This is a genomic window from Burkholderia sp. MSMB1588, from assembly GCF_001546925.1.
In the GTDB taxonomy this organism is placed as follows: domain Bacteria; phylum Pseudomonadota; class Gammaproteobacteria; order Burkholderiales; family Burkholderiaceae; genus Burkholderia; species Burkholderia humptydooensis.
In genome coordinates this window covers 2,807,612-2,820,463 of record NZ_CM003770.1, presented here as the reverse complement: position 1 = coordinate 2,820,463, position 12,852 = coordinate 2,807,612, and the positions used below count along the sequence as shown (strand labels likewise).

Below are 12,852 nucleotides of genomic sequence, written 5' to 3'. Positions count from 1 at the left end.
ACCTGGAGGTGCTGGTGGCGTGCCGGGCGCTGCAGGGGCTGTTCTCGGGGCCGATGGTGCCGCTGTCGCAGACGATCCTGATGCGCGCGTTCCCGCCGGCCAGGCGCACGCTGGCGCTGGCGCTGTGGGGGATGACGGTGCTGCTCGCGCCGATCTTCGGGCCGGTGGTGGGCGGCTGGCTGATCGACAACTTCTCGTGGCCGTGGATCTTCCTGATCAACCTGCCGATCGGGCTGTTCTCGTTCGCGGTGTGCGCGCTGATGCTGCGGCCGCAGGCGCAGCGGGGCGAGGCGAGTCCGATCGACGTGCCGGGGATCGTGCTGCTGGTGATCGGCGTGGGCGCGCTGCAGGCGATGCTGGATCTGGGGCATGACCGGGGGTGGTTCGATTCGCCGCTGATCACGGGGCTGGCGATCACGGCGGGGGTGTCGCTCGTGTCGCTGCTGATCTGGGAGCTGGGCGAGGCGCATCCGGTGGTGGAGCTGAGCCTGTTCCGGGAGCGGACCTTCACGTTCTGCGTGGTGATCATCTCGCTGGGGATGATGAGCTTCTCGGTGGTGGGGGTGGTGTTTCCGCTGTGGCTGCAGGCGGTGATGGGGTACACGGCGTACCAGGCGGGGCTGGCGACGGCGTCGATGGGGGTGCTGGCGCTGGCGTTCTCGATCCTGGTGGGGCTGTACGCGAGCCGGCTGGACGCGCGGGTGCTGGTGACGTTCGGGTTCGGGGTGTTCGCGGCGGTGATGTGGTGGAGCACGCACTTCACGCTGTCGATGACGTTCGCGCAGGTGGTGACGCCGCGGCTGATCCAGGGGATGGGGCTGCCGTGCTTCTTCATCCCGCTGACGGCGGCGACGCTGTCGCGGGTGCCGGACGACAAGCTGGCGGCGGCGTCGAGCCTGTCGAACTTCCTGCGGACGCTGTCGGCGGCGTTCGGCACGGCGCTGAGCGTGACGTGGTGGGACAACCGGGCGACGTACCACTACGCGGTGGTGTCGCAGTCGGTGACGCGCGCGTCGGAGAACACGCAGCGGTACGTGGACGCGCTGCACGCGATGGGGCTGCACGGCGTGCGCGAGCTGAGCTCGCTGCATCAGGTGGTGCGGCAGCAGGCGTACATGATGGCGACGAACGACATGTTCTGCATGGCGAGCGTGACGTGCCTGCTGCTGGCGGGGCTGATGTGGCTGACACGGCCGAAGCGGGGCGCGGCGGCGGCGCTCGGGCATTGAGGCGAAGGCGAGCGGCGATGCATCGAAGTCCTGAGGATGCGGCGCATCGCCGCGATGGCGAGGCGAGCACGCCGAAGCTCGAACCACGGAAGGAGGAAGGAAGAGCGATGACGACCCTGGGCGCGCTGGTGATTCTGTATGACCCGACGGACGAGCAGTTGTCGGGGCTGGAGGCGCTCGCGCGCGACAGCGATGCGCTCGCGGTGATCGACAACACGCCGCACGAGCACGCGGCGGCGCGCGAGCGGGTGCGCGCGCTGTCGGCGCGGACGAGGGTCGTGTGGCAGCACCACGGCAACCGCGGCGGGGTGGCGGGCGCGTACAACGCGGGGCTGTCGGCGCTGTTCGCGCAGGGCGTCGAGGCGGTCGCGCTGTTCGACCAGGACTCGACGGTGCCGGCCGCGTACTTCGCGCGGATGCGCGAGGCGTGCGCGCAACTGGGCGCGGGCGCGCACGCGGGCGCATTCATTGCGGGGCCGCGGATCTACGACGCGAACGAGCGGCGCTTCCTGCCGGTGCTGATGACGAGCGGCGTGACGGTGCGCCGCGTGCGGGTGGAGGGCGAGACGGGGCCGCGGCGCTGCGCGTTCCTGATCTCGTCGGGCAGCGTGATCTCGCGGGCCGCGTACGCGCGGCTCGGGCGATTCGACGAGGCGCTGTTCATCGATCACGTCGACACCGAGTATTGCCTGCGCGCGCTCGCGCACAACGTGCCGCTGTACGTGGTGCCGTCGCTCGTGCTGACGCACCGGATCGGCGCGCGGCGCCGGCACAAGGTGGGGCCGTTCGAGCTGACGGCGATGCATCACGGGTGGCTGCGCCGGTACTACGGCGCGCGCAACGCGATGCAACTGGGGCTGCAGTACGGGTTGCGGTTTCCGGTGGCGCTGGTGCCGAGTCTGCTGACGCTATGGCAGGTGGTTCAGGTGGTGCTGTGCGAGCGGGAGAAGGGCGCGAAGCTGCGGGGGATCGCGCTGGGCGTGCTCGACGGCCTGTTCGGGCGGCTGGGATCGTTCGACGATGCGCGCGCGGGCGCGGCGGCGCGCGAGCCGGTGCGGCAGGAATGACCGGAGCAGGCCGGACAGAGGGATATGAGAACGAGGCACGCGTCACGAGCATGAGGCGGAGCGCAACGCAAGCGGCAACGGCCGCAACGCAAGCGGCAACGACCGCAACGACCACGGCAGGCAGCCGCGCGGCGCGCCGGCTCGCGGCGGCCGCGCTCGCGTGGGCGCTCGCCGGCTGCGCGCCGTCGGGCTTCGAGCCGGCGCTCGCGCCGCGCGCGCCGGGCGACGACGCGCTCGCGCAAACGACGGGGGGCGCCGCGCACGGCGCCTGGCCGAGCCCCGACTGGGTCAGGCAGCTCGGCGATCCGCAGCTCGATGCGCTGGTCGACGAAGCGCTGCGGCAGAACCCGACGCTGCAGGCCGCGCAGGCGCGCATCGGCGTCGCGCAGTCGCAACTGCAGCAGTTCGAATCGCTGACGGGACTCACCGCGAAGGCGGGCGCGTCGCTGTCCAAGGCGCACGTGCCGCGCTCGGGCGGCACCATCAATACGACGCTGAACGGCTTGCCGGTGTCGGTGCCGCTCGTCGGCGAATCGGTGGTGTCGTCGTCGTCGCTGTTCGTCGGGCTGAACTATCAGTTGGACCTGTGGGGCAAGAACGCGGCGGCCACGCGCGGGCTGCTGTCGATGCGCGACGCGGCGCGGGTCGAGGCGCAGCAGGCGCGGCTCGCGCTGTCGGTGGCGATCGTGACGCTGTACGGCGAGCTGGACCGCGCGTATGCGCTGCGCGAGCTGCTGCAGCTCAAGCGCCGCGCGAGCGAGCAGGTCGAGGCGGTGCTGCGCGAGCGCGCGGCGCGCGGGATCGACAACGGCTACGACGCGGACGACGCGGCGCTCAAGCGCAGCAAGCTGTTCGAGCAGATCGCGCTGACCGACGAGCAGATCCAGTTGCAGAAGCTGCAACTGGGGGTGCTGAGCGGGCGCGGGCCGGAACGGGGGCTGTCGCTCGCGCGGCCGAGGCTCGCGCCGCCCGCGGACGCGCCGCTGCCGCGGCGGCTGCCGGCGGAGCTGCTGGGCCGGCGGCCGGACATCGTCGCGGCGCGGCTGCGGGTGGAGGCGGCGTATGCGACGATCGACGGCACGCGCGCGGCGTTCTACCCGGACGTGAACCTGGCGGCGCTGGGCGGGCTGTTCGCGCTCGCGCCGGCGTCGCTGTTCAGGCACGACGCGCTGGGGGGCTCGATCGGGCCGGCGCTGTCGCTGCCGATCTTCGATCGCGGCCGGCTGAAGGCGAAGCTGGGGGGCGACGTGGCGAACGCGGAGGTGGCGCTGGCGCTGTACAACCAGACGGTGGATGCGGCGCTGGGCGAGGTGGCGCGGCAGTTGACGTCGCTGTCGACGGTCGATGCGCTGCTCGGGGAGCAGCAGCAGGCGGTGCGCGCGGCGCAGCGGATGGTGGCGCTGGCGGAGGACCGGCACCGGCGCGGGATGGGGATGCGCAAGGACGTCGACATGGCGAAGCTGACGCTGCTGGACGAGCGCACGCACGCGATCGAGCTGCAGGCGCGGCGGCGGGCGCTGCGGGTGGGGCTGATCGGTGCGCTGGGCGGGGGCTTCGACGCCCGGCAGGCGGACGGCGCGCCGCTGGCGCAGGCGGGCAAGCCGTTCGCGGCGGCGCCGCCGGCCGCGGCGAACGACACGCGACACGATTGATCGGGATCGCGCGGCGCGGCGGATGGCCGAACGGCGGCGGGATGACGATTGCCGCGGTGGAGGCTTCCGATGCATCGCTGTCCGCCGGGATCGATGCGCGAACGCATCGGGTACAAACGCATCGCAGGAGCCTGTGACGAAGCCATCGAGCGCGAAGACATCCACACCAACGCCACTATCATTGTGAATACGAGAGATTCGACCGACACCGCCGCCGGGCATCGAAGCGCATCGAGCCGGCCCGCGCAGCCCGGCGCCGCCGACATCACGCACGCGAAGCCCTTGAACGACACCGCCACCGCCACCCCGCGCGCGAAGGCGCCGACCGATCCGGCCGCCATCGGCGGCGCGCCCGCGAAGCCCGCGCCGGAGCCCGGGCCGCGGCCGCATCCCGAAACCGCGGCGTCGCTCGCCGCGCGCCGTGCGGCGCGGCGCGGCCGCTTCGCGCTGTTCTTCGGCGTGCTGGCGATCGCGGCGCTGGCCGCCGCGCTCTACTGGTGGCTCGTCGGGCGCTTCAGCGAAGAGACGGACGATGCCTACGTGGCCGGCAACGTCGTGCAGATCGCCGCGCAGATCCAGGGGACGGTGACCGACGTGCTGGTGGCGGACACGCAGCAGGTGAAGGCGGGGCAGGCGCTGGTGAAGCTCGACGACGCGGACGCGTCGGCGGCGTTCGCGCAGGCGCGGGCGCAGCTTGCGCAGGCGGTGCGGCAGGTTGCGAACACGCGGCTGTCGATGGGGACGTACGAGCAGACGGTGAAGGCGCGCGAGGCGGACCTGACGCTCGCGCAGCAGGCGTATCGGGCGCGGGTGGGGGCGTCGGTGGAGGTGGTGGCGCCGGAGGAGCTGGCGCGGGCGAAGTCCTCGCTCGCGAACGCGCAGGCGGCGCTGGCGGGGGCGCGGGCGCAACTGGAGGCGGCGCGCGCGCTGGGCAGCGAGCGGCCGGTCGGGCAGAACCCGGCGGTGCAGCAGGCGGGCGCGCAGTTCAAGCTCGCGTACCGGAACCTGAAGCGCACGACGATCGTGTCGCCGGTGGACGGGACGGTCGGCCAGCGGTCGGTGCAGATCGGGCAGCAGGTGGGGCCCGGTGCGCCGCTGATGTCGGTGGTGCAGTTGCGGCAGGTGTGGGTGGAGGCGAACTTCAAGGAAGGGCAGCTCCGGCACATGCGGGTGGGTCAGCCGGTGCGGCTCGAATCGGATCTGTACGGCTCGCGGGTGACGTACCGTGGCCGGGTGGAGGGGTTCTCGGCGGGCACGGGGAGCGCGTTCTCGATGCTGCCGTCGCAGAACGCGGCGGGGAACTGGATCAAGGTGGTGCAGCGCTTGCCGGTGGTGATCTCGCTGGATGCGTCGGAGCTGGCGGCGCATCCGCTGCGGGTGGGGCTGTCGATGCGGGCGACGGTAGAGACGAAGGTGCGCGGCGGGCATCTGCTCGACGGGGACGCGCCGCTGCCGGGGCTGCGCACGCGGGTGCACGAAGCGCATGCGGGCGAGGCGGAGGCGGCGGCCGAGGCGGTGATTCGGGAGAATGACGGCGGCCGGTGACGGGCGGCCGCCCGCCTCGTCACGGCGATTTACTCGCGCGCGTCATTCGCGTCGCGGGATAGGTGGCTCCACATCCACCGGCTCGCCCGCCGAGAACGAAGCGTATCGGCTTCGCTCGTCCTGCACATGATCGGCACGCGTGCTCGCAATGTCGTGCGCCAACCGCATCGACGCCGCAACCGTCAGCGATCCCTATGATTTCGAGCACGCTCGCCGCATGCCCGCGGCCGCGCCGAGATTCGTCACCACGACATCGCTGAACGTCGCATCGCCGCCTTCGGCGAACACGGCGACCCGGTCGTCTGCCGGCGACGGAAACACGAGATCGGTGATGACGGTGCGGCCGTCGCCGTCGAACACTTCGACGGAATCGCGATCGACGATCACGTCGAGCCGCAGCTTGCCGTTCACGAGCGGCAGCGCGACGATGTGTTGCTTGCTGAACGCGCTCGAGAAGTTCGTTTCGCCGGACGCCGAGCGATCGACGGTCAGCGTGCGCGCCGCCGTGTCATAGGCGATACGCGTACCGACGCGGCCGTCTGCCGAGCGCCGCACGATCAAGCCGGCGCGCCGCGCCGACCGCGGCTCGATCGTCAGCGCGATGCGCTGCACGGTGCCGCGTGCGCCGGCGTCGAGCTCGCGCGTCGCCGACGCGACCGCGAGCGAGCCGATACGCACGGCAGGCAGGCCGCGGGCGAAAGCGTCGAACGGCCGCGCGGGCACGACCGTCAACTGCGGCCGGCCATCGATCGTCTTCAGCGCGAGCTCGCGCGGCAACGCCATCGTGCCTTTCCACGGCGTCGTCGGAATGCGGTCCGCATAGTCCCAATTGCTCATCCATCCGATCGCGACCGGCCGGTCGCCCGGCGCGTTCGCGAACGTGCCGGCCGCGTAGTAATCGGCGCCGTGGTCGAGCCATTGGTATTGCGCGGGATCGGCGTTCGCCGGCGCGGCGCGATCGGGCGTGAACGTCCTGCCGTCGAAGCCGCCGACGAAATACATCGCGCCCGAGCCGCCCGCGATCGACCACGGATTGACGTTGACGATCAACACCCATTTCGTGCGCGTCGCGTCGCCGTCGAGCGGCATCGGCAGCAGCTCGGGCATTTCCCACAGCGCGCCGTGATGCGGGACGTCGGGCAGCGTGAAGTCGCTCAGGAAATCCCAGTGAATCAGGTCGCTCGACCGATACAGCTTGACGACGTGCGCGTCGGCGACGACCGTCGTCATCATCCAGTAGCCGCCCGGCGCGTACCACGTCACTTTCGGGTCGCGGAAATGCCGCGATTCGGGATCGAGCGTGAGGACCGGATTGCGTGCGTACGGCCGCCATGTCTTGCCGTGATCGACGCTGTACGCGAGCGACTGCGCCTGCGTGCCGGCTGCGTGGCCGGAGCCCGCCTTGTAGACGCTCGTGTAGAGCGCGACGAGCGGCGGCGCATCCGCGGTGCCGAGGCCCGACGTGTTGCGCGCATCGACGACGATCGAGCCGGAGAAAATCTCCTCGTGCGCGTTCGCCGGCATCGCGACCGGCTGCTCGTCCCAGTGCACGAGATCGCGGCTCGTCGCGTGCCCCCACGACATGTCGCCCCAGAAGTTGCCGTGCGGATTGTATTGATAGAACAGGTGATAGACGCCGTCGTCGTAGACGAGGCCGTTCGGGTCGTTCATCCAGTTGCGCTGCGGCGCGTAGTGCAGCGCGGGGCGCCATTGCGGCGTGCCGTCGGCGGACGGTGCGGATGTCGCGGACGGCGGCGTGCATGGCGCCTCCGCAGCATGCGCGACGAAGCCGAAGCACGCGGCGAGCGCGACGAAGCCGGAGAAGAGGGAAGAAAAACGTGATCGGGGGATGGACATCGGATGAATCCTTCTTTGCTGCGGGGCCGGCGCGTGCGGCGCGATGCGCGAGGACGGCCGGACACGGCGCGCATGGCGCGCGGGATGTCCGATCGTCCTCGCGCCGGAAGGCGGGCGCGGCGTCCGCCTTCCGGCATCGTTGCTTCAGTTAGTTGTGGCCTGCGCCCAAGGCCGGCTGGTTCGAGGAAATGTCGCCGTAGCCGCCGAGGCCGCCCACGCCGTACGTGCGGTCGACCGCCGTCGATTCGCCGTTGATGTTGACCTTCACCGTCGGGGCGAGCGTGCCGCCGCGCCGCGCGCCGATCGCGTCGATGAACGACTCGACGAGGCCGCCCGGCATCACGTAGTGCGAGTACGACTGGAACTCGCGCGGGTTCTGATTCGGGTCTTGCGCATACGGCGCGCCGGCGGGCGCGGAGAAGTCGGTCGGGTTGCCGAGCACGAGGCCGCTGCCGCCGTTCAGCGGCAGGAAGTCGCTGCGGATGCCCTTGCCGACGAAGCCGTACACGCCGTCCGGGCCGTCGACGCCCGCCGCCATCGTCGTGCGGTGGCTGATCGTGAACAGGTAGTACTTGCCGTCCTTCATGTAGATCTGCGGACGCTCGGTCTGATCGTCGACGCAGTTCGCCGACAGCAGCGGCGGCAGGAACTTCCACTCGGTCAACTGCGGATTCGTCGCGACCGCGAGGCCGACGTTGGCCTTTTGATACACTGCGCCCGCATTCATCACCGCGTTGAGGTCTTCCTTGTACGGATCGTTCGGCGCGTAGCCGAGATCGGCTTCGGTGCAGGTGCGCGCGCCGCGCGGGCCGCCCGTGTTGCCCTCGAAGACCATGTAGGTCTTGCCCGGGTGCGCGGGGTCGGTGAACACGAACGGATCGCGGAACGAGAAGTAGGTGTTCTGCTGACCGGTCTGGTAATAGTTGCCGTCAGGCTGCAGCAGCGCCTTGTGATCGTCGAAGCCGCTGAACCAGACGTGCTTGTCGTCGGCGTGGATGTGGCCGTCGGCGCGCGTGATGATCGCCATCGGCGGCGTGATGTCGGCGCCGCCGGGCGCCGAGCGGTTGAACGACGTCGCGGTGTAGTAGAGGCTGACGTTGTCGCCGTGCGTGAGGCGCGCCGAGCCCGACCATTCGGCGTTGTTGGTCATCGGCGCGGTGCCGAACACCTTGACGCTCGCGCCGTCCGGGAACAGGTGGCCGCCCCAGGTCCAGCCGCCGTTCGCGGGCCGCTGCGACGCGGGGATGCCCGCGCGGCGATAGAAGAAGCCGATCCGCGCATGAACGTGGCGGTCGTCGAACGTGTAGCCCGCGTGCGGGTCGGCGGTGAGCGAGAAGATCACTTCCCAGCCCTTGTAGCTGAGCTGGTTCGCGCGCAGGTCGGCGAGGGGCCAAGTATCCCAGACCCACACGTCCGAATTGATCAGCGGGAAATCCTGCGGGATGTTCGGCATCGTCAGCGCCTGCGGCAGCGAGTTCTTGTCTGCGCCTGCGGTGTGCGACTGGGCGACGATCTGACGGATGTCGGCGCGCGTCCAGCGCATCGTGAAGTTGCTTTCAGGGTCGTAAGCCTGCTGCGTGTGCGGCGTGGGCATGGGGGCGCCGGCGGTCTGCGCATGCGAAGCGGACGCGAAGGCGGCAAGTGCGCCGCCAGCGAGCAGCAAACGTTTGGCCGCAGTCGTGCGGCAAGAAAGAAAATATGTCATCTCGGCGTTGTTTCAGTTGACGGTGAAAGGGAACGTCTAAGGGTGGTATCGATATCCAAACCGGTTTGGATACTATTTCAAACCGGTTTGGAAGGCAAAAGATATTTATTTGACGGTAATGCTTACCAGATGGAAATAATTGCTCGAACGGGTTCGGCCGGGCAGGACATCGAATACGGGGAACGACGGTGAAGGTGAATCTGAAGGCGCTTTCGGACGCGCTCGGGCTGTCGCGCACGACGGTGAGCCGGGCGTTGAACGGCTACGACGACGTGAGCGCGGCCACCCGCGAACGCGTGATGCAGGCGGCGCGCGAGCTCGGCTACGTCGCCGACCCGACCGCGCGCCGGCTCGCGACCGGGCGTGCGGACGCGGTCGGCATCGTCTATCCGTTCGGCGCGGGCGACCTCGGCGATCCGCGCTTCGCCGAGGTCGTCGCGGGCATCACGGAGCGCCTGGGCGAGAGCGGCCGCGATTTCTTCATCGTGTCCGCGCGGCCGGACGCGGAGCTCGAGACGTACCGGCGGCTCGTCGACGGCCGGCTCGTCGACGGGCTGATCGTCGCGCGCACGCTCGTCGACGATCCGCGCATCCGCTTTCTTCAGGAGCGCGAATTTCCGTTCGTCGCCTATGGCCGGACCGCGAGCGCGAAGCCGTACACGTGGTTCGACTTCGACAACGAGGCGGGCGCGCATGCGGCCGCGCAGCGGCTGATCGCGTTCGGGCACCGGCGCATTGCGCTCGTCTGCGCGCCGCAGACGATGAATTTCGCCGCGCAGCGGCGCGCGGGCTTCGAGCGCGCGCTGCGCGACGCGGGGATCGAGCCCGATGCCGCGCTGATCCGCGAATGCGCGTTCACGCGCGACGGCGGCTACGGCGCGGCGCAGGCGCTGCTCGCGCTTCCCGATCCGCCGACTGCGCTCGTCATCGACAACAACATCGCCGGCGCGGGCGCGTTCAGGGCGATCGTCGCGAGCGGCAGGCGTTTCGTCGACGACGTGTCGTTGATCGTCTACGACGGCGTATCGCCCGACATCTCGTTTCCGTACAAGGCGAGCGCGGTGCTGCAGCCGACCGGGCACGCGTCCGGCCGCGCGATCGCCGAGCTGATGCTCGGCGTCATCGCGCATCCGGCCGACGTCGCGCATCGGCTCGCGTTGCCCGTCGTCGAGGCCGGCGACACGGACGGCCCGCGCGGCGGCTGACGCGCATTTCCTCCCTCTCGCACAGGTTGCGCGTCGCGACGCCCCGCGCGTCGCGCGGATCGCCGTCGCTGCCGCCATCGCCGGTGCCGCTTCGGCGCCGCCGTTTCCATCGCATGTCGGCCGTGGCCAAGCGGATGTCGGTTTTTGGACGCTCGGCCCCCCGGCTCGCGGACTAACCTCGAAAGGCCCGCTGCAAGTCCGGCCGACGCGCGAACGCGCGGGCCGGGCGACGCGCGGCGCACCGCCAACGAGACATGGAGACGAAGCGATGAGCAGCAACCGAGGTGTCGTGTATCAGGGGCCGGGCAAGGTCGAGGTGCAGAAGATCGACTATCCGAAGATGGTCGACCCGAGCGGCCGCGCGATCGGCCACGGCGTGATCCTGAAGGTCGTCAGCACGAATATCTGCGGCTCCGATCAGCACATGGTGCGCGGCCGCACGACGGCGCCCGTCGGTCTCGTGCTCGGTCACGAGATCACGGGCGAAGTGGTCGAGGTCGGTCGCGATGTCGAGACGCTGAGGATCGGCGATCTCGTGTCGGTGCCGTTCAACGTCGCGTGCGGCCGCTGCGCGATGTGCAAGGAGCAGCACACGGGCGTGTGCCTGAACGTGAATCCGTCGCGCGCGGGCGGCGCTTACGGCTACGTCGACATGGGCGGCTGGATCGGCGGGCAAGCCGAGTACGTGCTCGTTCCGTATGCCGACTTCAACCTGCTGAAATTCCCCGATCGCGATCGGGCAATGGCGAAGATCCGCGATCTCACGTGCCTGTCGGACATCTTGCCGACCGGCTATCACGGCGCGGTCACGGCCGGCGTGAAGCCCGGCTCGACCGTCTACGTCGCGGGCGCGGGCCCGGTCGGGATGGCGGCCGCCGCGTCGGCGCGCCTGCTCGGCGCCGCGTGCACGATCGTCGGCGACATGAACGCCGAGCGTCTCGCGCACGCGAAGGCGATGGGCTTCGAGGTCGTCGATCTGTCGAAGGACGCGACGCTCGGCGAGCAGATCGAGCAGATTCTCGGCAAGCCGGAGATCGATTGCGCGGTCGACTGCGTCGGCTTCGAGGCGCACGGCCACGGCTCGTCCGGCCATGCGGAGGAAGCGCCCGCGACGGTGCTGAACTCGCTGATGGAGATCACGCGGCCCGCGGGCGCGATCGGCATTCCGGGCCTGTACGTGACCGACGATCCGGGCGCCGTCGACGTCGCCGCGAAGCACGGCAGCCTGAGCATCCGCTTCGGCCTCGGCTGGGCGAAGTCGCACTCGTTCCATACCGGCCAGACGCCCGTACTCAAGTACAGCCGCAACCTGATGCAGGCGATCCTGTTCGACCGGCTGCCGATCGCGGAGATCGTCAACGTGACGGTGATTTCGCTCGACGACGCGCCGGAGGGCTACAAGAAGTTCGACGGCGGCGCGCCGCGCAAATTCGTCATCGATCCGCACGGGATGCTGAAGGCGGCCTGACGCGCGGGCGCGGCGCGGCGATCGTGTTCAAGCGTGCAGCATCATCGACGGCACGCTCGCGCCGCCCGGCATCGACGGCTGCGCGAGCGGCGCGACCTGCTTGCGGCGCTCGCGCGTCGGCGCGGTGCCGAATGCGTCGCGGTAGCTCTTGCTGAAGTGGCACGCGGACTGGAAGCCGCACGCCATCGTGATGTGCATGATCGACATGTCGGTCTGCAGCAGCAGCTCGCGCGCGCGGCGCAGGCGCAGCGTCAGGTAGTAATGCGTCGGCGTCATCCCGAGATGCTCGCGAAAGAGGCGCTGCAACTGCCGCTGCGACATGTTCGCGAGCCGCGCAAGCTCTTCGCGCGACAGCGGCTCCTCGATGTTGTTCTCCATCAGCGCGATCACTTCGAACAGCGACTTGTTCGCGGAGCCGAGCCGCGCGACGAGCGGCATCCGCTGCTGCGCGCTCGTGTCGCGCACGTGCTCGACGATGAACTGCTCGGCGATCTGCGTGACGCGCGCGGTGCCGATGCGCGACGCGATCAGGTTCAGCATCATGTCGAGCGGCGCGACGCCGCCCGTGCAGGTCACGCGATCGCGGTCGATCACGAACAGTTCCTTGAGAAAGCGCGTATCGGGAAATTCTTCCTTCAGCGCCGACAGATTTTCCCAATGGATCGCGCACGCGTAGCCGGCGAGGAGCCCCGCCTTCGCGAGCGCATAGGTGCCGGTGCAGAGGCTGCCGAGCGCGACGCCCGCGCGCGCGAAGCGGCGCAGCGCCGTGAGATGCCCGGGTTGCGTCGCGCGCTGCACGTCCACGCCGCCGCAGACGAACACGATGTCGGGCTGCCCGGCGCATTCCGCCGGGCCGGTGTCGACCGCGAGCCCGTTGCTCGCCGTGATCATGCCGCCTTCGGGGCTGATGATCGACCAGCGGTATAGCGGCTGCCCGCTCAGGTAGTTTGCCATCCTGAGCACTTCGATCGCGTTCGTGAACGCGATCATCGTGAAGTTGGGCAGCGGCATGAACGCGAAATGAGACAGCGACGCGGTGCGGTCGGGCGACATGGGGAAGCGTTCCTTGGATCTGATCTTGATGCGGCCGGGGCGCTCGGCTCGCGTATTGTGAAATCGAGCGC

Annotated in this window: 9 protein-coding genes and 1 pseudogene; 7 read left to right on the top strand and 3 right to left on the bottom strand. The window is 70.0% G+C overall.

Annotated elements, in window-relative coordinates; translation table 11 throughout:
• Positions 1-2 precede the first annotated feature (2 nt).
• The 4 genes and pseudogenes from WS92_RS11695 to WS92_RS11680 form a co-directional block, all read left to right on the top strand.
• A pseudogene (locus WS92_RS11695) lies at positions 3-1,229 on the top strand (DHA2 family efflux MFS transporter permease subunit); the annotation flags it as partial.
• Positions 1,230-1,336: 107 nt separating this feature from the next.
• Positions 1,337-2,296, top strand: coding sequence for a glycosyltransferase family 2 protein (locus WS92_RS11690; RefSeq protein ID WP_061083845.1), 960 nt, complete (start codon positions 1,337-1,339; stop codon positions 2,294-2,296).
• Between the two features lie 50 nt (positions 2,297-2,346).
• Positions 2,347-3,948, top strand: a complete 1,602-nt coding sequence (locus WS92_RS11685) for an efflux transporter outer membrane subunit (RefSeq protein WP_061083844.1) — start codon at positions 2,347-2,349, stop codon at positions 3,946-3,948.
• 282 nt (positions 3,949-4,230) lie between these two features.
• Positions 4,231-5,493: an HlyD/EmrA/EmrK family protein gene (locus tag WS92_RS11680; RefSeq protein WP_061083854.1), complete on the top strand. Its 1,263-nt coding sequence runs from the start codon at positions 4,231-4,233 to the stop codon at positions 5,491-5,493.
• Positions 5,494-5,685: 192 nt separating this feature from the next.
• On the opposite strand, the gene WS92_RS11675 is transcribed toward WS92_RS11680, so the two are convergent.
• Both WS92_RS11675 and WS92_RS11670 read right to left on the bottom strand, forming a co-directional pair.
• Positions 5,686-7,359: a glycoside hydrolase family 32 protein gene (locus WS92_RS11675; RefSeq protein ID WP_059931573.1), complete on the bottom strand. Its 1,674-nt coding sequence runs from the start codon at positions 7,357-7,359 to the stop codon at positions 5,686-5,688.
• Positions 7,360-7,498: 139 nt separating this feature from the next.
• Positions 7,499-9,055 (bottom strand): glycoside hydrolase family 68 protein, encoded by a 1,557-nt coding sequence (locus WS92_RS11670; RefSeq protein ID WP_041862047.1) that lies wholly within the window; start codon positions 9,053-9,055, stop codon positions 7,499-7,501.
• On the opposite strand from WS92_RS11670, the gene WS92_RS35765 reads away from it, so the two are divergent.
• The 3 genes from WS92_RS35765 to fdhA all read left to right on the top strand — a co-directional run bounded on the left by WS92_RS35765 (position 8,966) and on the right by fdhA (position 11,728).
• Positions 8,966-9,247, top strand: a complete 282-nt coding sequence (locus WS92_RS35765; RefSeq protein WP_162486727.1) for a hypothetical protein — start codon at positions 8,966-8,968, stop codon at positions 9,245-9,247. The genes WS92_RS11670 and WS92_RS35765 overlap by 90 nt on opposite strands.
• Entirely contained in the window at positions 9,244-10,260 is a 1,017-nt protein-coding gene (locus WS92_RS11665; protein WP_059931575.1) for a substrate-binding domain-containing protein, read from the top strand. Before WS92_RS35765 ends, WS92_RS11665 begins: the two co-directional genes overlap by 4 nt.
• 268 nt (positions 10,261-10,528) lie before the next feature.
• A complete protein-coding gene (fdhA, locus tag WS92_RS11660) occupies positions 10,529-11,728 on the top strand; it encodes a formaldehyde dehydrogenase, glutathione-independent (RefSeq protein WP_009914481.1) in 1,200 nt (399 codons plus the stop codon).
• 27 nt (positions 11,729-11,755) lie between these two features.
• On the opposite strand, the gene WS92_RS11655 is transcribed toward fdhA, so the two are convergent.
• Positions 11,756-12,781 (bottom strand): GlxA family transcriptional regulator, encoded by a 1,026-nt coding sequence (locus WS92_RS11655; protein ID WP_015603525.1) that lies wholly within the window; start codon positions 12,779-12,781, stop codon positions 11,756-11,758.
• Positions 12,782-12,852: the final 71 nt, after the last annotated feature.